This window comes from Candidatus Persebacteraceae bacterium Df01 (assembly GCA_030386295.1).
GTDB lineage: Bacteria > Pseudomonadota > Gammaproteobacteria > Tethybacterales > Persebacteraceae > Doriopsillibacter > Doriopsillibacter californiensis.
Genome location: JANQAO010000001.1, coordinates 283,471 through 308,633 on the forward strand (window position 1 = coordinate 283,471; position 25,163 = coordinate 308,633).

General features: G+C 47.9%; 25 protein-coding genes, 2 rRNA genes and 1 pseudogene. 20 read left to right on the plus strand and 8 right to left on the minus strand.

Translation table 11 applies throughout. The features are described 5' to 3' along the window. Nucleotides 1-25: 25 nt before the first annotated feature. The 20 genes and pseudogenes from NQX30_01410 (at nucleotide 26) to lipA (ending at nucleotide 20,690) form a co-directional block, all read left to right on the plus strand. A 23S ribosomal RNA gene (locus tag NQX30_01410) occupies nucleotides 26-3,069 on the plus strand. A 98-nt stretch (nucleotides 3,070-3,167) separates the two neighbouring features. Continuing rightward, nucleotides 3,168-3,282 (plus strand): 5S ribosomal RNA (gene rrf, locus NQX30_01415). 847 nt (nucleotides 3,283-4,129) lie between these two features. Next, on the plus strand, nucleotides 4,130-4,960 hold the full coding sequence (gene folD / locus NQX30_01420; GenBank protein ID MDM5147045.1) for a bifunctional methylenetetrahydrofolate dehydrogenase/methenyltetrahydrofolate cyclohydrolase FolD: 831 nt from the start codon (nucleotides 4,130-4,132) through the stop codon (nucleotides 4,958-4,960). Continuing rightward, entirely contained in the window at nucleotides 4,957-5,877 is a 921-nt protein-coding gene (locus tag NQX30_01425) for an ATP-binding cassette domain-containing protein (protein ID MDM5147046.1), read from the plus strand. Before folD ends, NQX30_01425 begins: the two co-directional genes overlap by 4 nt. A gap of 32 nt (nucleotides 5,878-5,909) precedes the next feature. Beyond that, nucleotides 5,910-6,524 (plus strand): annotated as a pseudogene (locus NQX30_01430) (ABC transporter permease). Between the two features lie 86 nt (nucleotides 6,525-6,610). Beyond that, a complete protein-coding gene (locus tag NQX30_01435) occupies nucleotides 6,611-7,243 on the plus strand; it encodes an ABC transporter permease (GenBank protein MDM5147047.1) in 633 nt (210 codons plus the stop codon). Nucleotides 7,244-7,503: 260 nt separating this feature from the next. Next, a complete protein-coding gene (locus NQX30_01440; GenBank protein ID MDM5147048.1) occupies nucleotides 7,504-9,099 on the plus strand; it encodes a choline dehydrogenase in 1,596 nt (531 codons plus the stop codon). Between the two features lie 414 nt (nucleotides 9,100-9,513). Next, nucleotides 9,514-10,524, plus strand: coding sequence for a hypothetical protein (locus NQX30_01445; GenBank protein MDM5147049.1), 1,011 nt, complete (start codon nucleotides 9,514-9,516; stop codon nucleotides 10,522-10,524). Between the two features lie 11 nt (nucleotides 10,525-10,535). Then, nucleotides 10,536-11,471, plus strand: a complete 936-nt coding sequence (locus NQX30_01450; protein ID MDM5147050.1) for an NAD(P)-dependent oxidoreductase — start codon at nucleotides 10,536-10,538, stop codon at nucleotides 11,469-11,471. A gap of 10 nt (nucleotides 11,472-11,481) precedes the next feature. After that, entirely contained in the window at nucleotides 11,482-12,324 is an 843-nt protein-coding gene (locus NQX30_01455; GenBank protein ID MDM5147051.1) for a fumarylacetoacetate hydrolase family protein, read from the plus strand. Continuing rightward, nucleotides 12,321-13,073 (plus strand): glucose 1-dehydrogenase, encoded by a 753-nt coding sequence (locus NQX30_01460; protein ID MDM5147052.1) that lies wholly within the window; start codon nucleotides 12,321-12,323, stop codon nucleotides 13,071-13,073. The genes NQX30_01455 and NQX30_01460 overlap by 4 nt, the downstream gene beginning before the upstream one ends. Then, nucleotides 13,070-13,846 carry an SDR family oxidoreductase gene (locus NQX30_01465; GenBank protein ID MDM5147053.1) on the plus strand — a complete coding sequence of 259 codons (777 nt, stop codon included), beginning with the start codon at nucleotides 13,070-13,072 and terminating at the stop codon, nucleotides 13,844-13,846. Before NQX30_01460 ends, NQX30_01465 begins: the two co-directional genes overlap by 4 nt. A gap of 83 nt (nucleotides 13,847-13,929) precedes the next feature. Next, nucleotides 13,930-14,997, plus strand: coding sequence for a glycine betaine/L-proline ABC transporter ATP-binding protein (locus NQX30_01470; GenBank protein MDM5147054.1), 1,068 nt, complete (start codon nucleotides 13,930-13,932; stop codon nucleotides 14,995-14,997). Continuing rightward, nucleotides 14,987-15,949: an ABC transporter permease subunit gene (locus tag NQX30_01475; GenBank protein ID MDM5147055.1), complete on the plus strand. Its 963-nt coding sequence runs from the start codon at nucleotides 14,987-14,989 to the stop codon at nucleotides 15,947-15,949. Before NQX30_01470 ends, NQX30_01475 begins: the two co-directional genes overlap by 11 nt. Next, nucleotides 15,946-16,953: a glycine betaine/L-proline ABC transporter substrate-binding protein ProX gene (gene proX / locus NQX30_01480; protein ID MDM5147056.1), complete on the plus strand. Its 1,008-nt coding sequence runs from the start codon at nucleotides 15,946-15,948 to the stop codon at nucleotides 16,951-16,953. Before NQX30_01475 ends, proX begins: the two co-directional genes overlap by 4 nt. A gap of 286 nt (nucleotides 16,954-17,239) precedes the next feature. Next, the gene (gene lpxK / locus NQX30_01485; protein ID MDM5147057.1) at nucleotides 17,240-18,187 is read left to right on the plus strand and encodes a tetraacyldisaccharide 4'-kinase; all 948 of its coding nucleotides are present in this window, start codon (nucleotides 17,240-17,242) and stop codon (nucleotides 18,185-18,187) included. Continuing rightward, nucleotides 18,177-18,386, plus strand: a complete 210-nt coding sequence (locus tag NQX30_01490) for a Trm112 family protein (protein MDM5147058.1) — start codon at nucleotides 18,177-18,179, stop codon at nucleotides 18,384-18,386. Before lpxK ends, NQX30_01490 begins: the two co-directional genes overlap by 11 nt. Beyond that, on the plus strand, nucleotides 18,374-19,117 hold the full coding sequence (gene kdsB, locus NQX30_01495; GenBank protein MDM5147059.1) for a 3-deoxy-manno-octulosonate cytidylyltransferase: 744 nt from the start codon (nucleotides 18,374-18,376) through the stop codon (nucleotides 19,115-19,117). Before NQX30_01490 ends, kdsB begins: the two co-directional genes overlap by 13 nt. Nucleotides 19,118-19,157: 40 nt before the next feature. After that, nucleotides 19,158-19,733, plus strand: coding sequence for a lipoyl(octanoyl) transferase LipB (gene lipB / locus NQX30_01500; GenBank protein MDM5147060.1), 576 nt, complete (start codon nucleotides 19,158-19,160; stop codon nucleotides 19,731-19,733). Nucleotides 19,734-19,748: 15 nt separating this feature from the next. Continuing rightward, a complete protein-coding gene (gene lipA, locus NQX30_01505; GenBank protein ID MDM5147061.1) occupies nucleotides 19,749-20,690 on the plus strand; it encodes a lipoyl synthase in 942 nt (313 codons plus the stop codon). 36 nt (nucleotides 20,691-20,726) lie between these two features. Here lipA and NQX30_01510 read toward each other — a convergent pair whose 3' ends face one another. The 8 genes from NQX30_01510 to recA form a co-directional block, all read right to left on the minus strand. Further along, nucleotides 20,727-21,191 carry a recombination regulator RecX gene (locus tag NQX30_01510; protein ID MDM5147062.1) on the minus strand — a complete coding sequence of 155 codons (465 nt, stop codon included), beginning with the start codon at nucleotides 21,189-21,191 and terminating at the stop codon, nucleotides 20,727-20,729. Next, nucleotides 21,185-21,994 (minus strand): sulfite exporter TauE/SafE family protein, encoded by an 810-nt coding sequence (locus NQX30_01515; GenBank protein MDM5147063.1) that lies wholly within the window; start codon nucleotides 21,992-21,994, stop codon nucleotides 21,185-21,187. Before NQX30_01515 ends, NQX30_01510 begins: the two co-directional genes overlap by 7 nt. Nucleotides 21,995-22,004: 10 nt before the next feature. Then, nucleotides 22,005-22,460 (minus strand): EVE domain-containing protein, encoded by a 456-nt coding sequence (locus tag NQX30_01520; GenBank protein MDM5147064.1) that lies wholly within the window; start codon nucleotides 22,458-22,460, stop codon nucleotides 22,005-22,007. Next, nucleotides 22,442-22,609 carry a hypothetical protein gene (locus tag NQX30_01525; GenBank protein MDM5147065.1) on the minus strand — a complete coding sequence of 56 codons (168 nt, stop codon included), beginning with the start codon at nucleotides 22,607-22,609 and terminating at the stop codon, nucleotides 22,442-22,444. Before NQX30_01525 ends, NQX30_01520 begins: the two co-directional genes overlap by 19 nt. A 12-nt stretch (nucleotides 22,610-22,621) precedes the next feature. Further along, nucleotides 22,622-22,924, minus strand: a complete 303-nt coding sequence (locus NQX30_01530; GenBank protein MDM5147066.1) for a cell division protein ZapA — start codon at nucleotides 22,922-22,924, stop codon at nucleotides 22,622-22,624. Continuing rightward, a complete protein-coding gene (locus NQX30_01535; protein ID MDM5147067.1) occupies nucleotides 22,924-23,112 on the minus strand; it encodes a hypothetical protein in 189 nt (62 codons plus the stop codon). The genes NQX30_01530 and NQX30_01535 overlap by 1 nt, the downstream gene beginning before the upstream one ends. Before the next feature lie 529 nt (nucleotides 23,113-23,641). Then, nucleotides 23,642-23,971 carry an SMR family transporter gene (locus NQX30_01540; GenBank protein ID MDM5147068.1) on the minus strand — a complete coding sequence of 110 codons (330 nt, stop codon included), beginning with the start codon at nucleotides 23,969-23,971 and terminating at the stop codon, nucleotides 23,642-23,644. A gap of 112 nt (nucleotides 23,972-24,083) precedes the next feature. Continuing rightward, entirely contained in the window at nucleotides 24,084-25,124 is a 1,041-nt protein-coding gene (gene recA, locus NQX30_01545) for a recombinase RecA (protein ID MDM5147069.1), read from the minus strand. Nucleotides 25,125-25,163: the final 39 nt, after the last annotated feature.

Sequence of the window (25,163 nt, forward strand, 5' to 3'; positions counted from 1 at the left end):
TCTTTCCAAGCGCGCAAGACTATGGGATCAAGTGACCAAATGTACGCGGTGGATGCCTTGGCGATTGAAGGCGATGAAGGACGTAGTAGTCTGCGATAAGCCTCGGGGAGCTGACAACAAGCTTTAATCCGAGGATTTCCGAATGGGGAAACCCGCCCGCTTTGTGCGGGCATCATACATTGAATTCATAGGTGTATGAAGCGAACCCGGTGAACTGAAACATCTAAGTAACCGGAGGAAAAGAAATCAACCGAGATTCCCAAAGTAGTGGCGAACGAAATGGGAACAGTCCGTGTCCACATCAAGTCGAAAGTTTTAGCAAAACCGTTTGGAAAAACGGGTCATAGAAGGTGATAGCCCTGTATGCGAAGAAACAATCGACGGGTGGACGAAGAGTAGGGCGGGACACGTGTTATCCTGTCTGAACATGGGGGGCCCATCCTCCAAGACTAAATACTAACAATCGACCGATAGTGAACAAGTACCGTGAGGGAAAGGTGAAAAGCACCCCGGGAGGGGAGTGAAATAGACCTGAAACGGCGTACATACAAACAGTGGGAGCACCCTTGTGGTGTGACCGCGTACCTTTTGCATAATGGGTCAGCGAGTTGCGCTCGGCGGCAAGGTTAACCGAATAGGGGAGCCGCAGAGAAATCGAGTCTTAATAGGGCGACATAGTCGTCGGGCGCAGACCCGAAACCAGGTGATCTATCCATGGCCAGGTTGAAGGTTCGGTAATACGAACTGGAGGACCGAACCCACTGATGTTGCAAAATCAGGGGATGAGCTGTGGATAGGGGTGAAAGGCCAATCAAACCTGGAGATAGCTGGTTCTCTCCGAAAACTATTTAGGTAGTGCCTCATGTATATCACTGTTGGGGGTAGAGCACTGTTTTGGCTAGGGGGTCATCTCGACTTACCAAACCAAGGCAAACTCCGAATACCAATAAGTGCAAGCATGGGAGTCAGTCGCCGGGTGCGAACGTCCGGTGGCAAAAGGGAAACAACCCAGATCGCCGTCTAAGGCCCCCAAGATATAACTAAGTGGGAAACGAAGTGGGGGGGCATACACAGCCAGGATGTTGGCTTAGAAGCAGCCATCATTTAAAGAAAGCGTAATAGCTCACTGGTCTAGTCCCCCTGCGCGGAAGATGTAACGGGGCTCAAGTTATACGCCGAAGACGCGAGTGTCAGAAGATTGAGTAAAGTAAATTGAAGTGACAAGCGTTTACCCGCGCTCTGTCTATTTTGTCCGGATCATATATAGATGTTTTTAAAATATCTTTGTGGTTACATTTTTTTGACAAAAGATAAATTTATTTTATTCAATCTTTTGACGCGGTAGGAGAGCGTTCCGTAAGCCGTTGAAGGCAGTTTGAAAGGGCTGCTGGAGGTATCGGAAGTGAGAATGCTGACATAAGTAACGTTAAAACGGGTGAAAAACCCGTTCCCCGAAAACCCAAGGTTTCCTGTGCAATGTTAATCATCGCAGGGTTAGTCGGTCCCTAAGGCGAGGCAGAAATGCGTAGTCGATGGGAAATCGGTTAATATTCCGATACTTTCGCACAATGCGATGGGGTGACGGAGAGCGCTAGCTGGTCCGGGTGTTGGACATCCCGGTTTAAGCTGGTAGCCGTTTGATCTTTCTAGGTAAATCCGGAAAGGGACGGTGAGAAGTGACGACGATCCTCTTTAGGGAGGAGAAGCCAGTCATGCGAGCTCCCAAGAAAAACCTCTAAGCTTCAGTTGTGCGAGAACCGTACCGCAAACCGACACTGGTGGGTAAGAAGAATATTCTAAGGGGCTTGAGAGAACTCGGGTGAAGGAACTCGGCAAAATGATACCGTAACTTCGGGAGAAGGTATGCCCTGATAATGTGAAACCCCTCGCGGGTGGAGCAGTAAAGGGTCGAAGAGAATCGGTGGCTGCGACTGTTTATTAAAAACATAGCACTCTGCAAACACGCAAGTGGACGTATAGGGTGTGACGCCTGCCCAATGCCGGAAGGTTAATTGATGGGGTTAGCTGTCTTCGGATAGCGAAGCTCCGGATCGAAGCCCCGGTCAATGGCGGCCGTAACTATAACGGTCCTAAGGTAGCGAAATTCCTTGTCGGGTAAGTTCCGACCTGCACGAATGGCGTAACGATGGCCACACTGTCTCCACCCGAGACTCAGTGAAATTGAAATGAGTGTGCTGATGCACCCTACCCGCTGCTAGACGGAAAGACCCCGTGAACCTTTACTGCAGCTTTACATTGAGCTTTGAACAGGTTTGTGTAGGATAGGTGGGAGACTTTGAAGCGAGGGCGCTAGCCTTCGTGGAGTCAACCTTGAAATACCACCCTGACTTGTTTGAAGTTCTAACTCAGCTCCGTTATCCGGAGCGAGGACAATGTATGGCAGGCAGTTTGACTGGGGCGGTCTCCTCCTAAAGAGTAACGGAGGAGCGCAAAGGTACGCTTAGTGCGGTCGGAAATCGCGCTGGACGTGCAATGGCAAAAGCGTGCTTAACTGCGAGAGTGACGGCTCAAGCAGATGCGAAAGCAGGTCATAGTGATCCGGTGGCGCTTCATGGAAGGGCCATCGCTCAACGGATAAAAGGTACTCCGGGGATAACAGGCTAATACCGCCCAAGAGTCCATATCGACGGCGGTGTTTGGCACCTCGATGTCGGCTCATCACATCCTGGGGCTGTAGCAGGTCCCAAGGGTATGGCTGTTCGCCATTTAAAGTGGTACGTGAGCTGGGTTTAGAACGTCGTGAGACAGTTCGGTCCCTATCTGCAGTGGGCGTTGGAAGTTTGAGAGGAGCTGCTCCTAGTACGAGAGGACCGGAGTGGACGAACCTCTGGTGTTCCGGTTGTCGCGCCAGCGGCATTGCCGGGTAGCTACGTTCGGAAAGGATAACCGCTGAAAGCATCTAAGCGGGAAGCCCCCCTCAAGATTAGACTTCCCGAGGGCTTGACCCTCCTAAAGGACCCTTGAAGACGACAAGGTTGATAGGCTGGATGTGGAAGCGCGGTAACGTGTTAAGCTAACCAGTACTAATTGTCCGTGAGGCTTGATCTCATAGTCATGCGCGTTGCGATTGTAGCGAGCATGATGTGAATATGATTGATTTTATTTGTTGTTCATCAATTACGGGTTATGCGTAAGCAGACAAGTTGTCTGGCGGTCATAGAGAGATGGAACCACACCTTTCCATTCCGAACAGGAACGTGAAACGTCTCATCGCCGATGGTAGTGCGGGGTTGCCCGCGCAAGAGTAGGACGCTGCCAGTCATTATTTTCCTCCCTAGCCTCATCTTTTCAACAAGATGAGGCTTTTTTTATAGCATTGTAGAAAAATAACGGTTAAAATATAAAAAGAGTAAAAATTTACTGATAAATTTTCGCTCAAAAAGTATAACGAGGCTCAGGTTATGCGCGAAGATACGAGTGTCAAAATGTTGACGCGAATCCAGTTAAACAGTAAACCTTATCTGGTTCTATTGTTATTATTTTAAAAATTTGTAGGTGATAAGCATATGTATCAATTTACTATGACTGATAATATAAGCTTCATGCTGTAGTTTACAGAGCTTGATTTAAATTTTACAAGGAAGAGTGGTTGTGCTAAAAAAACTTTTAGCGGATGGCTTAAGTCTTTGCATTGAGATTTTATTATGGGATTTCGGTTATGAAAATCGAATTTTTTACAAAGGCAGTGATTTAAATGTTTTTTGGGGCTGTAGGGTTTTGATTATGGCGGATAGTTGCGAGCGTATGGGACGGAATAATTATTCTATTAAATGAAATTAAAAATAGGTTAGTTAGCATTGAAAATAAGATTAAGTTACAGAAGTAGGCCACAATTTACTTAGCCCTTTTGATGTGATAGAAGAGCATTCCATAATCCGTTGAAAGTAGTTTGAAAGGGTTGTTAGAGATATTGGAGGCGAGAATGCTGACGTTAAATGGGTGAAAAAAATGTTTCCAGAAAATCCAAGGCATCCTGTGCCATGTTAATCATAGCAGGGTTAGTTGCTTCCTAACGCGAGGTGAACCCCGAGTAAATTATTACGCCCTGCCCAGTTTGCCACGAAGCGATACTATAATTGTTAAAAGTATCAAATGAAAAGAAAATATTATGGAGTCTACAATTATTAATGGACGGGCTGTTGCTGATGAAGTGTTGGCATCGTGCGCCACAAAAATTTCGCAGGGGGACGTTGTCCCCGGACTAGCCGTTATCATTGTTGGGGATAATCCGGCGTCGCAAGTTTATGTTCGCAACAAAGTTCGTGCTTGCGAAAAAGCTGGGTTGCATTCAGAAAAATACGCCTTGTCTGTCGACGTTAGCGAAGTGGAATTATTGGGCAAAGTTGCGCAACTCAATGCTGACCCCGCTATTCACGGTATTTTGGTGCAACTTCCCCTACCCGCGCATATTAATGAAGACAAGGTACTTACCGCCATTGCCGCTCACAAAGATGTGGACGGTTTTCATCCTGAAAATATAGGGCGGCTGGTAGCAGGATTACCCGGATTACGTCCGTGTACTCCCGCCGGATGTATGGTGTTATTGGAGCGCGCTGGTGTTTCGCTGTCAGGTAGTCGAGCGGTGGTGATAGGGCGTAGTAATATTGTCGGCAAACCAATGGCATTGATGCTTATTAATGCGGGCGCCACTGTCACCGTATGTAATTCCAAAACACCATCATTGGCGGCGACGGTGCAGCAGGCAGACATTGTTATCGCTGCTGTTGGTCGTCCGCGGTTAATTACGGCAGAGATGATTAAGTCCGGTGCGACGGTAATTGATGTTGGTATTAACCGTGAAGATGGCGGATTAGTTGGTGATGTGGATTTTGAGTCGGTGCGTACGGTGGCGGGTGCTATTACGCCTGTTCCCGGTGGTGTCGGACCGATGACTATAGCTATGTTGGTATCTAACACTTTGCAAGCTGCTATCGCATGACCGCTTCGGTGGTTGCAAAGCCTGCGATGAGGGTGGATCAGGTTTGTAAATATTTTGGTAATCGTATCGCAGTGGACGGTGTGTCTTTTACAGCTGCCGCCGGCGAGTGCTTGGGTATTTTAGGACCCAACGGTGCCGGTAAGTCTACGTTGTTGCGCATTTGTTTGGGAGTGTGCGAGCAAGATGCTGGCACCGTACAATTGTTAGATTATGACATTCCAGTACAAGCGTTGGCAGCACGGCGGCGAATTGGTGTGGTGCCGCAAAAAGATACGTTAGATCCAGATTTTAGCTGCGCTGAAAATTTGGCGGTATATATGTCATATTTCGGTTTGCCGCGCAATGATCGAGTAATTGACGAATTAATGAATTTTGCCGGCTTGTCGTCTCGCGAAACGGCGCCTATTACGCAGTTGTCGGGTGGTATGCAGCGGCGGCTGACTTTGGCGCGAGCTTTGGTGAATAACCCTGACGTTATTTTTTTAGATGAGCCAACTACCGGTTTGGATCCGCAGGCGCGGCACTTGATTTGGGAGCGATTACGTCAACTGCGAGCTGCAGGTAAAACGTTGTTGCTTACCACTCACTTTATGGAGGAGGCCGAACGTTTGTGTGACCGTTTGATTGTCATGGACGAAGGTAAAATTATTGCTGCCGGCACGCCTGACACTTTAATACGAGAGAATGTAGAGTCAGAAGTGGTTGAAGTGTATGGTGATACCGCTCACGACTGGCTGGATGAACACGCCGACATCACTGGACGTAGGGAAGATTTTGGTTATTTGTCGTATTGTTATGTAGACGAAGCGGCGCCGTTAATTGACTCTTTGCGAGCGGTTTCTCTGCGTTTTTCTCATCGCCAGGCCAACATGGAAGACGTGTTTTTGCGCTTGACTGGGCGCGCCTTGCGCGAATGAATCGCTGGTTGCCGCCGATGCCCAGCCGCCGTATGTGGCGATTGGTGGCGCGTAACGCACGAGTATGGCGCAAGTTGATGGGATCTTCCATTGCTACTCATTTGGCTGATCCGGTGATTTATTTTTTGGGTTTTGGTTTGGGCGTGGGTTCTCTTATCGGCGACGTTAACGGAGAATCGTATTTGCAGTTTATCGCCGCTGGCATGGCAGGCTATACGGTACTCAACAGCGCTAGTTTTGAGGGGTTGTATTCGGCGTTTACCCGCATGCACGTTCAGCGTACGTGGGAATCTATTCTCAATACTCCGATGACGCTGGATGACGTCATTTTTGGTGAATGGTTGTGGGCTGCGCTTAAAGGACTATTTGCCGGTACTGCTGTGTTGCTAGTAATTTCAATTTTTCAATTGGCAGTGTATCCGACAGCATTGCTTGTGATTCCGTGTATGGTCGTGGCGTGCTTAGCGTTTTCGGGCATGGCGTTGGCATTTAACTCCATTGCACCGGGCTACGAATTTTTCTCTTTTTACTTTTCGCTATTTATTGCGCCGATGATGATTTTATCCGGCGCTTTTTTTCCAGTGGAAGCGATGCCTGCTCCTTTGCAGGTGGTTTCTGCTGTGTTGCCATTGCGATATATGGTGGACTTGGCACGGCCTCTTCTGGTTGGAGAATTCCCTGAATCTTTTTTGTTGCCGATTTTTGTATTATTGGCATATGCACTTGTGGGTTTGTGGGTTCTCTTATCGGCGACGTTAACGGAGAATCGTATTTGCAGTTTATCGCCGCTGGCATGGCAGGCTATACGGTACTCAACAGCGCTAGTTTTGAGGGGTTGTATTCGGCGTTTACCCGCATGCACGTTCAGCGTACGTGGGAATCTATTCTCAATACTCCGATGACGCTGGATGACGTCATTTTTGGTGAATGGTTGTGGGCTGCGCTTAAAGGACTATTTGCCGGTACTGCTGTGTTGCTAGTAATTTCAATTTTTCAATTGGCAGTGTATCCGACAGCATTGCTTGTGATTCCGTGTATGGTCGTGGCGTGCTTAGCGTTTTCGGGCATGGCGTTGGCATTTAACTCCATTGCACCGGGCTACGAATTTTTCTCTTTTTACTTTTCGCTATTTATTGCGCCGATGATGATTTTATCCGGCGCTTTTTTTCCAGTGGAAGCGATGCCTGCTCCTTTGCAGGTGGTTTCTGCTGTGTTGCCATTGCGATATATGGTGGACTTGGCACGGCCTCTTCTGGTTGGAGAATTCCCTGAATCTTTTTTGTTGCCGATTTTTGTATTATTGGCATATGCACTTGTGGGTTTGTGGGTGGCTACCGTACTCACGAGGCGGCGGTTGTTGTCGTGAGACGCTAAGCAGATTAATATTTAAAAACAGGAGCTACTTTTAAATAGTTTATTATCATAAAAATATTTTTTATTCTTACGAAACGCTATTTTTTAGATGTTGATGTGCTTGATAAAAACAATAGAGACATATTTTATTAGCAATAAAATATGTGGTTAATATTTAAGGTTTATTTGGTATTTTTGTTATGTTGAACACAAAACAAATAGCCATAAATTAACGTAATCCTTTATAATCAAACGGTGATGGCATCCTCATCAATCAGCGCGGATTATGTTATCGTTGGTGCTGGTTCGGCTGGGTGTGCGCTGGCGTGGCGACTTGGTAAAGCAGGTTGTGATGTGTTGGTGATAGAACATGGCGCGCCGGATCGCGGAATATTAATTAACATGCCGGCAGCATTGCCTTATCCGATGAACATGCCGCGCTATGACTGGGGATATGCTACCGAACCCGAGGCTCACATGAATAATCGGAGCATGGCTTGTCCGCGGGGGAAAGTTTGGGGTGGCTCATCTGCCATTAACGGCATGGTTTATGTGCGCGGCCATGCTCAAGATTTTAACGGCTGGGCTACTGCGGGCGCTGCAGGTTGGGCGTTTGCCGATGTGTTGCCCTATTTTATGCGCATGGAGAATGCTCATGATGGACAGCTGAATTGGCGCGGTACCGATGGTCCTTTGCATGTCACTCGTGCAGCACAACGTAACCCGCTACCGGAAGCTTTTATTGCTGCAGGGCGAGAGTTGGGGCTGGGTTTTACTGCTGACTACAACGGTGAATGTCAGGAAGGTATTTGTCAGTTTGAACAAACCATCTGGCGCGGACAACGTTGGTCGGCGGCGCGCGCTTATTTGCGGCCGGCTTTGCGTCTGCCCAATGTGCGGTTGGTACGAGCACTGGCGCGACGTGTGATAGTTAATAAAACTCATGCCGTTGGCGTGGAAGTTCGCCAAGGAAATGCCATTAACGTGATTCACGCACGGCGTGAAGTAATATTGGCGTCGTCTGCCATTAATTCACCTAAACTATTAATGTTGTCCGGTATTGGCGAGCCTAAAAAATTAACTAAATTGGGCATCGGTGTGGTGGTTGCCCGTGCCGGAGTCGGGTACAATTTGCAAGACCATTTGGAAGCTTATGTACAACAGGCGTGTACGAAGCCAGTTACGCTCAATCGAAAATTAGATTTGCTGTCTAAAGGATTGATAGGTGCTCGCTGGCTGTTGCGTAAAGACGGCGATGGCGCGACGAATCATTTTGAGGCGGGTGCTTTTTTGCGTTCTCCAAATGCGGCATACGCCGATATTCAATTTCATTTTTTGCCTGCTGCCATTCGTTATGATGGCAAGGCTGCTGCAACGGCGGATGGCTTTCAGGCACATGTTGGTCACATGCGCTCTGCCTCACGTGGCTGGGTAAAATTACGTGATGCCGATCCCGAGTCACCGCCGCGCATTTGTTTTAACTACATGTCTTGCGATGAAGATTGGCGGCATTTTCGCCATTGTATTCGCTTGGCGCGTGATATTTTTGCCCAGCCAGCACTGGCCGAGTTTTGTGGCGAACGCTTAGCTCCCGTCGGTGAAAGTGATGCGGAACTGGATGATTTTGTGCGCCAATCAGCAGAATCAGCTTATCATCCTTGTGGCACGTGCAAAATGGGAGCGCCAGATGATCCGCAGGCGGTAGTAGATTCGGAATGCCGTGTTTTGGGGATGAATAATTTGCGAGTTGTAGACTCGTCAATTTTTCCGCGTATTCCCTATGGTAATCTCAATGCGCCTTCCATTATGGTGGGAGAAAAAGCGGCGGATCATATTTTAGGAAAATTATTACCGCGAGATGAGCGTTGACTCAACCCTACTGATATATAAAAGTGACTTGGTGGCATTGGAAAACAATTAACGCTAAGCTTTTTAGTGTCAACACCAATTTAACAAAGCACGGAGTTTTGTAACTTTGACAATCAGCGCAATGAGTGTGGAAATTAAAACTTTAGTTCGTTCAAGCGTGTGTGATATGGTGCTAAATAATATTAAATTAATTACCATTTCACGAGTATGCTTAGCATGAGAAAAGAGTATTTAAATAATTTTTATAGTTTCAAAGTTAAGCGGATGTTGTCAGAATAATATCTATGTCGCTGCCGTTTAACTGTGTGAATAAAGGCGCTTTATATTGTGCGATAAGAATTTTGTGAGGGTAATGTAAATGGAGTATATTTCGCATAAGTAATAAATACCGGTTGATTTATTAGGAGAGAGACCATGAGTACTAGTTTGCGAACCACGCCGAATTTTCCTCAAGGAAAACCGGATGAATACATTTGTTTGAAAGATGAGCCTGCCTTTGATGCAACACGGCATTTGGCGTTAACCAAGCCGGAATCCGTTTTTTCACTGGACGATTTGGGATATAAAGAAGAGGAAGTTCACGCTTGTCCCTCGTCGTTGGCATTGACATCGGCTTTTCGCATTTTTTCCGATGAAGGAGTGGCGGTAATGCAGGAGCTTGCTATGCGCATGAAAAGCAATCGCAATCAGGCGGCGGCTACCGGTGCCAACCGTCTAGGCTCATACATCCGCGGTGCCGGCTATCGTTCGCAATTTGTGCGTGACTTTTGCGATTGTCCAGAGTGGTTGGATTTTTTGTCCGAACTTGCTGGTGTGCGATTGGGGCGTCATTCGGTACCGGCAGTGGCATGCGGCATTAATTATGCGCCAGAAGATATTACCCGCGCTATTGATACATGGCATGTGGATTCAGTGTCTTTTGATTCCGTCATTTTGCTCAATGATCCGACCACCTTTGAGGGCGGGGAATTTCAATATTTTCATGGGACTAAAGCGGAGGGAGAGGCATTACTTGGAGTTAGTGGCGAAACCGGTACACAATCTGGGTTGCCCGTTGAACGGGTGAGCAGCATGAATTTTCCGGCAGCAGGATATGGCTTTATTCAACAAGGCAATATGGTATTTCATCGCGCTTGTCGGTTGCTGGCGTATGCTGAGCGCACAACGCTGTTGCCCTCTTTTGTGGTTTTGGAAGCCGATAAAGATGATGGCACTAATGTAGCGGTAATGAGTAAATGGGCGGATCCGGGAATGCTTGCCGAATTGGCTCGGCATGAAGCTTGGCAGACCTGTGGCAGGTTACAGCGCCTGATTGATTCTTTACCGCTGGATGCATCGCCGAAAATCATTGCTGCAGAAACAGAAGCGGCAATTGCCGACATTAGTTGCTATGCGGCACAACTGCGTTCCGAATCGCCGCATTAGTAGGATATTTGGTGTCATCGTATTTGATAACCGGAGCAGGCGGTTGTATTGGTGCTTGGATTATCAAACAGTTGCTAGATGCTGGCGAGCAAGTTGCGGCGTTTGACATTTCCTCTGATCGGCGGCGGCTGGAGTTGCTGTGTGATGATGCTGCCGAAGCCCGCACTGTCGCTTGGGAAGTTGGAAATATTGCTAATGCCGATGATGTGCTACGGGCGGTGGCGCGTTTTGAGCCAGAGGCGATTATTCATTTAGCGGCGCTGCAAGTACCCTTTTGTAAAGCGGACCCAGTGTTGGGCGCGCAAGTAAACGTGGTTGGAACCGTGAACATTTTTGAAGCGGCAAAGCAACACAACATTAAGCGCGTTGTTTATGCCAGCTCAGTCGCTGCCACGGCAATGGGAACACAAACGTCATGGTTGGAAACATTGTATGGCGCTTACAAGGTGTGTAATGAACAGACAGCGAGGGTATACTGGTCTGAAAATGGTGTCTCTAGTGTAGGCATTCGCCCCAGCGTTGTGTACGGTCCAGCACGTGATCAAGGAATGAGCGCTAAGCCTACACAAGCGATGTTGGCGGCAGTGGCAGGCAAACCTTTTGTGATTCCTTTTACTGGCACGGTGGGATTTGTTTATGCGGCAGAAGCGGCATCAGCATTTATTCAAGCGGCGACCAAAGAGCGAAGTGGTGCAGCAGTATTTGATCTGAACGGTACTCCCCAAACCGTTGCCGACGTGGTTAAGATGCTTATTTCTCATTATCCGGAGGCGGATATTCGTTGTGAAGGTGAGCCATTGCCGTTTCCTGCAGATATGAGTGACAGACCGCTACGTGCCTATATTGGTGATTATGAACGGATTGATTTTGTGGATGGGATGACACAAACTTTGGCGATGTTTTCTCGTCGGTTAGGGGAAAACAGAATTGATACGGTATTTCAGTGAAAGGGACTTTATGAAGCTTGTTCGTTTTGGGGAGATCCAGCGGGAAAAGCCCGGTGTTATAGATGCTACTGGCGTATTGCGTGATGCTTCCAGCATTATTGATAAGTGGAGTGGAAATGCGTTGGATGATGATTCGCTTGCTCGGGTACGAGCGGCTATGGAGGAATTACCGATAGTCGACTCTTCTCCTCGCTTGGGTGCACCAGTGTGTGATGTCGGCAAAGTAGTGGGTATTGGACTCAACTATCGCGCTCACGCTGCCGAGGCCGGACTGGACGTGCCGATTGATCCGATTATTTTCCTGATGGCACCGACGGCGATTAACGGTCCTACCGATGATATTATTTTGCCACGCGGGAGCGTAAATACTGACTGGGAAGTTGAGTTGGCGGTTATTATCGGCAAAGGAGGCGCTTATATTGCGCCGGAAGACGCACTGTCACATGTGGCGGGTTATTGTGTTGCCAATGATGTGACGGAGCGAGACTATCAACTGAACCGCGGTACGCAGTGGACAAAAGGTAAAAGTGCCGACACTTTTTTGCCGTTAGGTCCTATACTGGTTACTCGTGATGAAGTGCCTGATCCGCAAAATTTACATTTAGAATTGTTTCTCAATGGTGAACTGCAGCAAAGAGGCCATTCTGCTGATATGATTTTTACTGTGGCAGAATTAATTTCGCGCGTGTCTGAGTACATGTCGTGGCAACCGGGTGATGTGATGATTACTGGGACGCCGCCGGGTGTCGGACTGGGCATGTCGCCGCCACAATTTTTACGTGATGGCGATATGCTTTGCTTGCGGATTAACAATTTTGGCGAGCAGTGTGCTCGGGTGCGAGCAGCGCAATGATGAAATTGCCAAATGGAACTACTGCGGTTGTTACTGGAGCGGCGCAAGGCATCGGGTTGGCAATTGCGCGGCGTTTGATTGGAGCAGGAGCTCGTGTTGTTGTCGGAGATATCAAGCCACCGACGGTAACGGAAGATTTTTTATTTAAGCAAACTGATGTGGCGGATGAAGAGAGCGTTCGCGCACTCGTTGCTACGGCGGTTGAAGCCGGTGGATTGGACATTTTTATTAATAATGCGGGTATTGCTGTTGAGAAAACCATAACGGACACTACCGTTGATGAGTGGGATAGGGTAATGGCGGTTAATGTTCGTGGCGTGTTTCTTTGTGCCAAACATGCCATTACCGCTATGCGCAAGTGTGGCGGAGGCGCTATTGTTAATATTGGTTCCATTGAAGGGTTAGGTGCCAATGCTTCCCATGCTGCTTACGCAGCATCCAAAGGAGCGGTGCATGCACTCACCCGCAATATTGCGTTGGAAGCCGGTGCTGACGGAATTCGCTGTAATGCAATTGCGCCGGGCTGGATAGATACGCCGTTCAATGATAATTTAATCTCCCAATATCCAGACCCAGAGCGGGCGCGTGCTGCCATTAGTGGGTTGCATCCAGTTGGACGGTTGGGAACTCCTGATGACATTGCCGAAATGGCGTTGTGGTTGGCGAGCGATGCCTCAACTTTTGTTAGCGGGCAAGTTGTTGTCTGCGATGGTGGGCGAACGGCGCGGCTGCCGTTGCCGGCGTTATGAAAATGTTATCTGGGCTAGCGCGCGACTGGGGCGGTGCTGTCGCTGTTGTTACTGGTGCCGGCGGCGGTGTGGGTGAAGCGGTTAGCCGACAGTTGGCGGTGGCGGGAGCTAGCTTGTTACTAGTTGGGCGCGATGAAAAAAAAATATGTCGAGTGAGTGACTCGCTGGGTGCCGAAATTGACGTGATGGTGCTAAGCGGTGACGTTGGAGATTCTGATTTTTGTCGCCGCGTAATTGAAGAAACGCAAAGCCGTTTTGGTCGCTTGGATGTGCTGGTCAATAATGCGGGCGTCATGCATCGCGGTCCGGCGGAGCAAACTTCAGATGAAGATTGGGCGCGGGTCATGCGCGTTAATGTGGACGGCGTTTTTTATCTCAGTCGCAATGCCGTAGGGATAATGCGGCAACAGCAAGGTGGTGCTATTGTTAACGTCGGTTCCACATTGTCGTTGGTGGGGGCGTCTGGGTTGGCGGCGTATTGCACAAGTAAAGGTGCTGTGGCTCAGCTTACACGCGCAATGGCGCTAGAATGCGCGATTGACGACATTACCGTTAACGCGGTGTGTCCAGGGGCGATTGATTCGCCAATGTTATATTCTGAATATCCGACAGGTACCGACGTCGATGCGGTGTGCGCCCGCAATGCGGCGCTCATCCCCAAAGGGGTTGTCGCTACCGCTGATGAAGTAGCACGCGCAATTGTATTTTTGGCATCCGAACCGCATATTACTGGCGCGTTGCTGTCGGTAGACGGCGGCTATGTGGCGCAATAGTGCGGCACGTCACAAAATAAAAATGATTGATTTTCATATTTTTAAACGGTTTTTTCGTTATAAGTGGTATATTGAACAAAGAGATGAGTGAGCCTGTTGTTAGTTGCCAGCGGTTGTGGAAAATTTTCGGTGATAAAGCGGCCGCCGCTTTATCTGCTGTGCGTGAGCAAGGCATGGAAAAACAGGAAATATTTGAACGTTTTGGTTGTGTTGTCGGTGTTGCCGATGTGTCGTTTGATGTATATGAGGGAGAAATTTTCTGTGTCATGGGGTTATCCGGTTCGGGTAAGTCAACTCTCATTCGCCATATTAACCGTCTGATTGAACCCACCGCCGGAGATGTCTTTATTGAGGGCGAAAACATCAGGAAATTATCCGCCGAAGCGTTGCGTGAATTGCGTGCTCGAAAAATAGGGATGGTTTTTCAACACATGGCGCTGTTGCCGCACCGTAATGCGCGTGAAAATGTTGCATTGCCGTTGGAAATTCGAAATGTAGATAAGCATATGCGTCGGGAAGTTGCCGACCGAGCATTGGAGACGGTAAATTTATCCGGCTGGGAGGAGCGCTATCCCGATGAATTGTCTGGCGGAATGCAGCAACGAGTAGGGTTGGCGCGTGCACTTGCTGCCGACCCGAATATTCTTTTGATGGATGAGCCATTTTCGGCTTTGGATCCGCTGATTCGCCGGCAATTACAAGACCAATTTTTAGAATTGGCAAAAAAAATGCGTAAAACCACTATTTTTATTACCCACGATTTGGATGAAGCTATTCGCATTGGCAATCGTATCGCAATTATGAAAGATGGTGCATTAGTGCAAGTAGGTACTCCGGAAGCAATTGTTGCTGCACCTGCCGATGACTATGTTTCCGATTTTGTCGCTAATGTGTCCAAACTTCATCTCATCACTGCCGGACGCATCATGGACCCGATAGATTCTGTTACTGAGAATTATAGCGATTGGCCGGTCGCTCCACTAGATGCTTGTTTGGATGAATTGGTTGATATTTCCGTTAACACGGCGTTCCCTATCGTCATCAAATCCGGCGAGCAAACGCTGGGGGTAGTCACTCAAAAAAACCTATTGCGCGGCGTTCAAGGGCGTTTTGATAGTGCGATGGATGAGGACGTGCACAATGGCGGCTGAAAACGCAAAATTTGATTTTTTGAACCCATTTGATTTTATTCATTTTCCGTTGGAAGACTGGGCTGATGGAGTCAAAGAATGGGCGTTTGCTAATCGTTCATTTTTCCGCCCACTGCGTGAACCACTGGATTGGATGATTAACAATATTGAAGCAATATTGCAGTCATCTCCCCAGTTAGTTATTATGTTGGTTATAGGCGCTGTTGCATGGCAGTCGGCGAACTGGAGGGTTGGTCTGCTTGTTGTTGCTGCACTGACGATGATGGGCGTTATTGGGGCTCAGTCGTGGGGATTGGCGATGACAACGTTGGCGGTTGTTATTTCGTCAGTGATTTTGTGCGTGCTTGTTGGATTTCCTCTCGGCGTGTTAGCAGGTAAAAGCGATGGGGTAAATGTTGTGTTGCGACCAATACTGGATACTATGCAAACAATACCGGCTTTTGTTTATCTTATTCCGGTGGTGCTGTTGCTTGGCATTGGCAATGTGCCCGGAGTTATTGTTACTGTAGTGTTTGCTATGCCACCACTAGTTCGACTAACATCGTTAGGCATCCGTCAGGTTAACCCACATATTGTTGAAGCTATGCACGCATTTGGCTCTACGCCGCGGCAGGTGCTTTTTAAAGTGGAAATACCGATGGCAGCGCCGACAATCATGGCGGGGCTTAACCAAACGCTCATGCTTTCTTTATCTATGGTGGTTATTGCCTCCATGATTGCGGTCAAAGGGTACGGTAACGAAGTATTGCGTGCTATCGGGCGGTTGGATGCGGGCAAGGCCATTGTTGGCGGCGTTGGCATTGTGTTACTGGCAGTTGTGTTAGATCGAATTACACAAGGGCTTGGATCTTCTAAACGTGCCCGCGGAAACCGTCATTGGTATGAGCAAGGTCCAGTCGGACTGGTACGCACGATGTTACTTTTTTTACAATTAAACAGGAAAAAAACATGACAAAAAATGACTCAAAGATTTATAAAACGGCCGTTGGTGCATTAGCGTCGCTGGCTCTCATGCTTTCACCGGCGGTGGTGGCGGATGAGCCTGGTTCCGGAATAACCGTACGACCGGTGGAGGGTACCAACATTGAAGAAAAATTCCAGCATCGGATTTTGTATCGTGCGTTGGAAGCGTTGGGATACGAAATTGCTGAACCGCAAGAAGTAGAGTATCAAACCATGCATTTGGTTATCGGTGCTGGTGATAACGATTTTAGTGCAGTGCATTGGGATCCTTTGCATCAAGCATTTTATGATGAGTCTGGTGGCGGCAAAACATTGCGGCGTGTTGGCTCGCTGGTTGCGGGTGCATTGCAGGGCTATCTGGTGGACAAGGAAAGTTATGAGGCTGGTATAACTAATCTAGGTGATTTAAAAAATCCTAGCATTGCCAAGCGGTTTGACGGCGACGGTGATGGCAAAGCCGATTTAACTGGCTGTGTGCCGGGTTGGGGTTGTGAGCGAGTTATTGAGCATCATCTGGATGAATACGGATTGCGTGACACGGTTGTTCACAATCAGGGTGCTTATTCAGCGATTATTGCTGATACTATTGCACGTCACAATCAGGGTGAACCAATTGTTTACTATACTTGGACTCCTTATTGGGTTAGTGGGGTATTGATTCCTGGTGACAATGTGGAATGGTTAGAAGTTCCATATTCTTCATTGCCTGACGATCGCAAAGATAATACGGTATTTCAAGACAAAAATTTGGGCTTTGCAGTTAATAGTTTGCGCGTGATTGCCAACGAATCATTTTTGCAAAGCAACCCTGCAGTGGAAAAATTATTTGAAGTAGCAACTATTGATATCAATGACGTGTCGTTGCAAAACAGTAAAATTCGTGACGGTGAAGATTCAAGCGCGGATATTGACCGTCATGTAGAAGAGTGGATTATAAATAACCGCGCGGACTTTGATGCTTGGTTAGCAGCGGCTCGTAAGGCAGCACAATAAATCCATGACGGTGAGGGGGAGGATGTGCAAAGGAATATCGCGTTTTTGTTTGGCGAAAAAGTGAAAACTCTTTTTATGTCAAAACTCAAACCGATATTCTGGTACGGCACGTGGAGTAGCGTCGGTGACGATGGTTATTTAGGAGCGGATGATTAATTATTGAAAAATATTATCATTATTTACCCGCGCTGTTAAAAACAAACCGGTTGCGTTTTTTAAAAAATCTTGCCGTCGCTTTATACTATTCTAGATGATATTTTCTCAAGAGTTTTGGCGTCGTCGGGGGGTGATAAATTGGCTTCTGCTGCCGTTGGCGGAAATATTTGGATTGGTGTCACTGGTTCGTCGTGAACTATATCGTTGCGGTGTGTTTTCGGCGGAACGGGCAGGAGTGCCGGTTATTGTGGTGGGAAATATTGTTGCCGGTGGCGGTGGTAAAACTCCTATTGTTATCGCTTTGGTGCAGGCTTTGCAAGCGCGGGGGCTGATTCCTGGGGTGGCAGCGCGCGGTGTTGGCGGCAACAATGAGGGTGTGTTAATGGTGGAAGACGACACTGATTGGCGGCGTTGTGGTGACGAACCGTTACTTGTGCGTCGCCGTACTGGAGCGATGGTTTGTGTGGCGCGGCGGCGTATTAATGCGGTGCGGCAATTGTCAGCGGCGGGATGCGATGTTATTCTTTGCGATGATGGGTTGCAGCATTATGCGTTGCGGCGTGACATGGAAATTTGTGCTGTTAATGGTGCTTTTGGCTTGGGTAATGGTTGGCTGTTGCCGGCTGGCCCCTTACGTGAAAGTTGCCGCCGGCTACACCGCTGCGATTGGGTGGCAGTTAGCGGTGAAGAAGAAGTCGCTTTCAATCATCCGAAAATGGCGCGAGTAATTATTGAAACTGACGGTATTTACGCATCGTCGTTACCGGATAAAAAATTAACTGCTGCGGATTTTGCTGATCAAAGAGTTGTTGCTGTCGCGGGTATTGCGTCACCGCAGCGATTTTTTGATAAATTGCAAAAAATGGGGATACAGACTCAGTTGGAACGTTCGCTGCCTGATCATGGTCGTTTAGCAGATGTCGATTTTTTCACGCTCGCCGCCGACGCGGTGGTGATGACTGAAAAAGATGCGATAAAATATCCGCAAGAGGACAAGCGCCTATATGTGTTGTGTATTCGTGCTGTATTACCGCCGGAGTTGATAGACTCGGTAATTAATAAAATATATGGATTCTGAATTTTTACAAATTCTCGTGTGCCCGCTGTGCAAGGGCAAATTGGATTACCGTCCCGAAGAGAGGCGGTTTATCTGCCATGCCGATCGGCTAGTGTTTCCCATAACCGAAGATGGTATTCCCGTACTGCTGGCAGAAGAGGCGGCGCCGTTGAGTGATGATGCGACCGTGTCACCGGACAAAGATACATCGCGGAAATAATGTCTTTTTTAGTTATTGTGCCGGCGCGGCGCGGTTCCACACGCTTACCCGACAAGCCTTTGGAAGATATCGGCGGCAAGCCTATGTTGGTGCGTGTGTTGGAGTGTGCTGCTGCATCCGGCGCATTGCGCGTGTTGGCGGCGGTAGATGATGAGGTGCTGGTAAATGTAGTGCGTCGGGCGGGATTTGAAGCGGTGTTGACTGGCGAGTGTGATTCGGGATCAGCTCGCGTGGCAGTAGCGGCAGATCAATGTGGGTTGTTGGATAGCGATATTGTTGTTAATTTACAGGGTGATGAACCGTTTATGGAGCCGGCATTGGTGCGCGATGTGGCGGGGCTGTTAGCGAGACGTAGTGATTGTGTGTGTGCCACCGTTGCGCGCCCATTGTGCGGTACAGAAGAATTTAACGATCCTGCAGTTGTTAAAGTTATTGGCGATGCCGATGGAACGGCGCGTTATTTCAGTCGTGCTCCCATCCCGCATTTACGGGAGGGAGGAGTTCCAAAAATGGCGCGAGCACATGTTGGTCTGTACGCTTATCGGATGGCATTTTTGCGGCGATTGTTGACATTGTCTCCTGCTCCCACCGAATTGGCGGAGTGTCTTGAGCAATTGCGAGTGTTATGGCATGGTTTTTCTATTGCGTTGTTAGATGGAGATTCTGCTAGTTTTGGTATAGATACGCCGGCGGATTTGGTGCGCGCGCGCGCGCGTTATCGTGCGCATTAAAAATCTGGGGTTGGTGGAATACCGCGCCACTTGGTGCGCTATGCGAGATTTTTGTGATGTCCGTACCAATGACACGGAAGACGAGTTGTGGTTATTGGAGCATCCGCCTACTTACACGCTTGGGCAAGCAGGGCGAGCTGAACACGTGTTGCGTGATAACGGTATTCCACTGGTACGGTGCGATCGCGGTGGGCAAGTAACCTATCACGCACCAGGACAGATTGTTGTTTATCTATTACTGAATTTACGGCGGCGGCGGTTGGGCTTGCGAGAGTTGGTGCGGCGTTTAGAAAAAGCGGTTATCGTTTTGTTAAGTGATTATGGAATTAGTGCCTGTGGTGATGTTACCGCTCCTGGTGTGTATGTGAGTGGATCTAAAATTGCTGCGCTGGGCTTACGCTTGCGACATGGCTGTACCTATCATGGTATGAGTTTGAATGTGAATATGGATTTGGCGCCTTTTGCCGATATTAATCCTTGCGGCTTTGTTGATTTGCCGGTCACTCAGCTGATAGATTTGAATGTTACCGATAAGATGCCGCAAGTGCGAGAGAAGTTGGTACAGCAATTGTGTAGGCAGCTGGGTGCGGATGGACCACATGTCACCTCAGTGTGATGATAAAATTCGCGCATGGAACACGTTAAACAGCGAGGTGAAGCAAAAACGGCACGCAATCCTATCAAAATTGTGCCCGTAGAAACATTGTTAAAAAAACCGGATTGGATTCGCGTAAAAGCGCCGAACAGCCCGCGATTTACCGAAATTAAGAGAATTTTGCGTCAAAATCGTTTGCATTCTGTGTGTGAAGAGGCATCGTGCCCTAACATTGGTGAGTGTTTTGGCAAGGGAACGGCGACATTTATGATTTTGGGCGATTTGTGTACCCGCCGTTGTCCGTTTTGTGATGTTGGTCACGGTTCTCCACAACCACCCGATGACAATGAACCCAATAACTTAGCGCGAGTTATCGCTCAACTGCGTCTGTCGTACGTGGTGATTACTAGTGTTGACCGCGATGATTTGCTAGACGGAGGAGCCACTCATTTTGCTCACTGTATCGCTGCCGCCCGTAAGGCTGCGCCAGAGTTAAAAATTGAAATTCTCACTCCTGACTTTCGCGGGCGCAGAGAAAAAGCATTGGATGCTTTGGCTGTTGCGCCGCCGGATGTGTTTAATCACAATCTGGAAACCGTGCCGCGTCTTTATAAAAGCGCTCGTCCCGGTGCTAGTTATGACCATTCACTCAAATTGTTGCAGGAATTCAAGCGTCGTCACCCGCAAACGCCTACCAAATCAGGGTTAATGGTAGGATTGGGTGAGGAGGATTCCGAAATTTATACCGTCATGGGCGATATGCGGGAACACAATATTGACATGCTAACTATTGGGCAGTATTTGCAGCCAACACGCGGGCACTTACCGGTTAGCCGTTTTGTAACGCCGGCTACATTTGATCATTATCAAAAGTACGCACAAAAGCTGGGTTTTTCTCATGCTGCCTGTGGGCCATTGGTGCGTTCGTCGTATCACGCCGATGTGCAAGCGGATGAAGTGTTGAAAGCGGTAAACTAATTCGCTGTTAGTACTTTCCAAAGTAAGTGATTAGCGTTATTCTTTATCGCTAAATGGTTCGCCATTTTTGTGATCGGAGATTACCGCCGTTACGGTTCCTCTAGAAAAACCTCTAGATAATAAAAAGCGACTAGCCTGTGCGCGTGTTTTGGCATCTGAAAGTGCGACACGATATTTTTTTTGTAAAACACCGGCGGCACGGTCGTATTCATCAATACTGATTTCTGTTTTTAGAGCGTGGTCAATATCGTCGTCAGTCACACCACGTTCACGCAAATAATGGCGTAGTTTGATGTCGCCAAATTTTCTGCCTGCTTCTCGCACATAAGCACAAGCAAAACGCTGATTATTTAACAAGTTTTTTTCTTGTAGTCGGTTGAGGGCGGTTTCAATGTCGGCAGTGGTAAAACGGCGTATTAATTTTTGTGTGAGTTCACGACGGGAGTGTTCGCGCCGCGCTAGTAACGCAGTTGCGGTGGTTAGTGCGTTTTTGTTTACCATTGCGCTAATACTGAAGAAGTGAGCAGGCGCACGGCTAATATGGTGGTTAATGTGCCAAATACATAACGTAATAATTTTTCTGGTAATTTGGCTGTGAGATTAGCGCCAATAATAGCAAAAATCATGCTGAAGATAGCGATGTAGATAAGTGCTGGAGAATATACATAACCGATTGAGCCATCGGGCATGGCGGTATTGTTCCAGCCGCTAATAATGTAGCCGGCGGCGGCAAAGGTAGACACTGGATTGTTGAAAAATGATGAGGTACCGATGGACTTTTGCATTGATAATCCTTGTCTGGACAAAAACGGCGTAGACATAGCGCCACCGCCAATACCTAACAATGATGATAGTACTCCAATGACGCCGCCGACGCCGGTAAGCGCCAGCAGTGGCAAAGCGGGTTTGGGTTTTGAACGGCGATGTGGAAAAAACATAACATACGATACGTAAAATAAAAATAAAGACAACAATAAATTAAGCAAAGCTGCGGAAAATAAATTTGCCAAATTGCTGCCGACAAAAGCACCAACTGCTGCCCCGCCAGCGAGCATTCCGCCTAGCCGCCACTCTACTGCCCCGTGGCGGGCATGGGTGAGCAGGCTAGGAATGGAGGTTAGTGCAATTACTGCCATTGCGGTGCCTATGGCGGCGTGAGTAGCGATGGCGGGATTCATGATACTGGCAAAGGTCAGTACTAGTAGTGGTGTGATAATGGCACCGCCACCGATGCCCAGCAAGCCGGCAAAAAAACCTGCGAATGCCCCCAAGCCGGCAAACAAAGCAACATCCGGCAGGGTCATTAAATACGATTTATTTTTTGTCGCCGGTAATCAAGCGCCACTCATCATCGCTTACCGGTGTGATGGATAGGCGGTTGCCACGCCGCAAAATTAACATTTTCTCAAGTTCAGGAATGTGGCGCATATCGGCGAGCAAAAATGGTTTTTTGAGTTTGCGCACAAAAGCGATTTGTACACACCGCCAGCGCGGATTGTCTGGTGATGATTTGGAGTCATAATATTTACTGTCGGGGGCAAATTGGGTGTCGTCTGTCGCTGCTTGAGCGCAGACTTTGGCGACACCATATACTCCGGGGGCGGCACAATTGGAATGATAAAACAACGCGCCATCACCCACGTGCATGTCGTGAATCATAAAATTGCGTGCTTGATAATTGCGAATGCCAGTCCACCAATCGCGTTTGTCGCGCGCTAAGTCATCAATGGCGTAGTCGCCCGGTTCTGACTTTAGTAACCAGCGGTGCATGAGCAGCAGGCGGGAAAAAAGTCCTGCAGAGAAGGCTCGGTGGTCGCTGACCTTCGGTTCAACGATGGTCGCCTCCGCACACCGTAGGCACTTTCAGCTTGGAAAGCGCTCAATAGCGCAACGAGAATGGCAACCCAGTTTTTTATCATTGGTTCATGCCACTATATAGCGCGACCCTGCAGGGGACCGTTGGTGCGATTGAGCGCGTCTTCTATGCGCTGTGTCATCTCACCAATTAACTTGCTATCATTATAACTGTTAGCTGACGGTTTTTGCGCCTCAAAAGCAATAAGCAGAGCCGCCATGACAGCAGCGCGTTCACCGTCAGAAACTCGTGATTTGGCACGAATGTTGTCAATTTTGTCTTCTACCAGTTGTGCTGCAGCATGCATAATGTCTTCTTCTTCCTTGTCACAGGTAATGTTAAATTCATGGCGGCGAACACGGATAGTGAATTTGCTCATCAGAGGCTTTCTGGTAGACGTAACATAATGTCGTTTATTTTTTTACGAGCTCGGGCATTGTTATCGCGCAATTTTCGGTTTTCATCACGCAGTAATCGCACCTCACGGGCTAGAGCATCACAACGAGCACAAAGGTGCTCAATGCGGCTGCCTAGTGCTTTTATGTCATGAGTTGAAGTGTTTGGCATTGAGAGGATAAACAAAAGTGAATATTATCAAATGGCAAAATTCTTATATCTTACGAGGGCTTGTTCACCCCAACTAACGCGCTTGCCAGTGTCGTGATATTTTTGTTTTAGTGTGCCTGCTTTGTGCTCGGTAATTATTTTTTGGATTTTTTTTACAACACTTTGACACATAAAAAAAGCATATTTGACATTGTCTTTTACATCGCCGATTCGCCAGATACTTTTGGGGTATTTATGGAGACATCGTTGATTGTGGCAATTGTAATCACAGCTTACTTTTAATAGTGTAGCTAGGTGCATGGTGTTTTTTTTGATAGGCTATTTTTAGGGTATGACAATATCTTATCAAATTATATTAACAATTGACACAGCGAATCAAACTTTCCTTGTTGAGACCTGCGTTTTTGAAGACAACGCGCTTAAACTTAATGTTGCTATCGTCTTTCAGATAATAAAAAATGCTGTATGGGAGATAGGAATTTTCGGATGATAGTTTTGTGAGAATTTTACGCTCACGTGACAAGTTTTTTTAGTGGCTAATGGACTTAGAAAATAAATTGATTATTGCTACGCCCAAGACGATAAGTGCCATGCCGATAATGGCGGGAAAATCAGGTGTTTGTTTAAAGGCCATCATTCCTACGATGGCAATAAGCACGACCCCCAGGCCTGCCCAGATGGCGTAGGCAATGCCGACGGGAATGGTTCTGAGCACGATAGCCAAAAAATAAAATGACGCGCCATAGCTGATAATAACAAGTAGGCTTGGCCACAGTTTGGTGAATTCTTCGGACGCTTTGAGCGCGCTGGTGCCAATGACTTCGGCAATTATTGCGATGGAAAGGTATAGATAAGCCATGTGTTTTCTTTCTTAGTAGCTTTCATATAATATAGAGAAACCCAAAGTGATTTGTCCGATACTTAACTGTTTTTATGGGTACAAATACATTTTTTCTTTTTGCGTTGGGTTACTATTTATCATTTTTAGTAGGCTGTTCAGTGATTTTACTACTTCCCGCAAAAACGCCGCTAGCTTCCATGATTTTTCGGCGTAACTCAGCGGCTTCGTCGGGATGCTCCAGCATCCATTGGCGAGCATTTTCTTTTCCTTGACCGATGCGGACGCCACCCATAGAGTACCACGCACCTGATTTTTGCACCAGCTCGCGCTCCACTCCTAAGTCTACTAACTCACCTTCTTGTGACACGCCGTAGCCGTAAAAAATCTCAAACAATGCGAGCTTAAATGGCGGAGCTACTTTATTTTTGACCACTTTAACTTTGGTATCGTTGCCGATAACTTCGTCGCCTTTTTTAATTGCTGCGGTGCGGCGGATGTCTAGTCGTACCGAAGAATAAAATTTTAAAGCATTGCCGCCGGTCGTGGTTTCAGGATTGCCAAACATTACGCCGATTTTCATACGCAATTGATTGATGAAAATAACCAGTGTGCCCGCGGTGCTGATGCTACCAGTCAATTTGCGCAGTGCTTGGCTCATGAGCCGTGCTTGCAAGCCGGGTAGTGAGGCACCCATTTCGCCGTCCAACTCGGCGCGCGGTGTGAGTGCTGCTACCGAGTCAATTACCAGCACATCCAGCGAACCGGAGCGTACCAGTGTGTCGGTAATTTCTAGAGCCTGTTCGCCGTCGTCAGGCTGTGACAGCAACAACTCTTCGGTGTTCACGCCCAATTTTTTGGCATAGGCTGTGTCCAAGGCATGTTCGGCGTCTATGAATGCCGCTAAACCGCCGGCGCGCTGAGCACTGGCAATGACTTGTAGGGCGATGGTAGTTTTTCCTGACGATTCGGGGCCGTAAATTTCCACCACTCGTCCGCTGGGTAGTCCTCCGATACCGAGTGCAATATCTAGTCCCAAAGAACCGGTAGAAATTGCTTTAATGTCTTTGATGGCGTGTTCGGCGTCGCCTAGCCGCATGATGGAGCCGCGGCCATAATTTTTTTCAATTTTGTCCAGTGCTGTTTGTAGTTGCTTTCGTTTGTCGGTACTCATTAGTGTCGCCTTTCGGATATTATTACAAATGTATTTTAC

Bases quoted from the DNA above. Each gene is read 5' to 3' on its own strand.
- folD (MDM5147045.1), top strand. From the start codon at position 4,130: ATGGAGTCTACAATTATTAATGGACGGGCTGTTGCTGATGAAGTGTTG.
- NQX30_01470 (MDM5147054.1), top strand. From the start codon at position 13,930: ATGAGTGAGCCTGTTGTTAGTTGCCAGCGGTTGTGGAAAATTTTCGGT.
- NQX30_01475 (MDM5147055.1), top strand. From the start codon at position 14,987: ATGGCGGCTGAAAACGCAAAATTTGATTTTTTGAACCCATTTGATTTT.
- NQX30_01515 (MDM5147063.1), bottom strand. From the start codon at position 21,994: ATGACCCTGCCGGATGTTGCTTTGTTTGCCGGCTTGGGGGCATTCGCA.
- NQX30_01510 (MDM5147062.1), bottom strand. From the start codon at position 21,191: ATGGTAAACAAAAACGCACTAACCACCGCAACTGCGTTACTAGCGCGG.
- lipA (MDM5147061.1), top strand. From the start codon at position 19,749: ATGGAACACGTTAAACAGCGAGGTGAAGCAAAAACGGCACGCAATCCT.
- proX (MDM5147056.1), top strand. From the start codon at position 15,946: ATGACAAAAAATGACTCAAAGATTTATAAAACGGCCGTTGGTGCATTA.
- NQX30_01455 (MDM5147051.1), top strand. From the start codon at position 11,482: ATGAAGCTTGTTCGTTTTGGGGAGATCCAGCGGGAAAAGCCCGGTGTT.
- NQX30_01465 (MDM5147053.1), top strand. From the start codon at position 13,070: ATGAAAATGTTATCTGGGCTAGCGCGCGACTGGGGCGGTGCTGTCGCT.
- NQX30_01425 (MDM5147046.1), top strand. From the start codon at position 4,957: ATGACCGCTTCGGTGGTTGCAAAGCCTGCGATGAGGGTGGATCAGGTT.
- NQX30_01530 (MDM5147066.1), bottom strand. From the start codon at position 22,924: ATGAGCAAATTCACTATCCGTGTTCGCCGCCATGAATTTAACATTACC.
- NQX30_01525 (MDM5147065.1), bottom strand. From the start codon at position 22,609: ATGATAAAAAACTGGGTTGCCATTCTCGTTGCGCTATTGAGCGCTTTC.
- NQX30_01490 (MDM5147058.1), top strand. From the start codon at position 18,177: ATGGATTCTGAATTTTTACAAATTCTCGTGTGCCCGCTGTGCAAGGGC.
- recA (MDM5147069.1), bottom strand. From the start codon at position 25,124: ATGAGTACCGACAAACGAAAGCAACTACAAACAGCACTGGACAAAATT.
- NQX30_01445 (MDM5147049.1), top strand. From the start codon at position 9,514: ATGAGTACTAGTTTGCGAACCACGCCGAATTTTCCTCAAGGAAAACCG.
- lipB (MDM5147060.1), top strand. From the start codon at position 19,158: ATGCGAGATTTTTGTGATGTCCGTACCAATGACACGGAAGACGAGTTG.
- NQX30_01540 (MDM5147068.1), bottom strand. From the start codon at position 23,971: ATGGCTTATCTATACCTTTCCATCGCAATAATTGCCGAAGTCATTGGC.
- NQX30_01520 (MDM5147064.1), bottom strand. From the start codon at position 22,460: ATGCACCGCTGGTTACTAAAGTCAGAACCGGGCGACTACGCCATTGAT.
- NQX30_01460 (MDM5147052.1), top strand. From the start codon at position 12,321: ATGATGAAATTGCCAAATGGAACTACTGCGGTTGTTACTGGAGCGGCG.
- NQX30_01535 (MDM5147067.1), bottom strand. From the start codon at position 23,112: ATGCCAAACACTTCAACTCATGACATAAAAGCACTAGGCAGCCGCATT.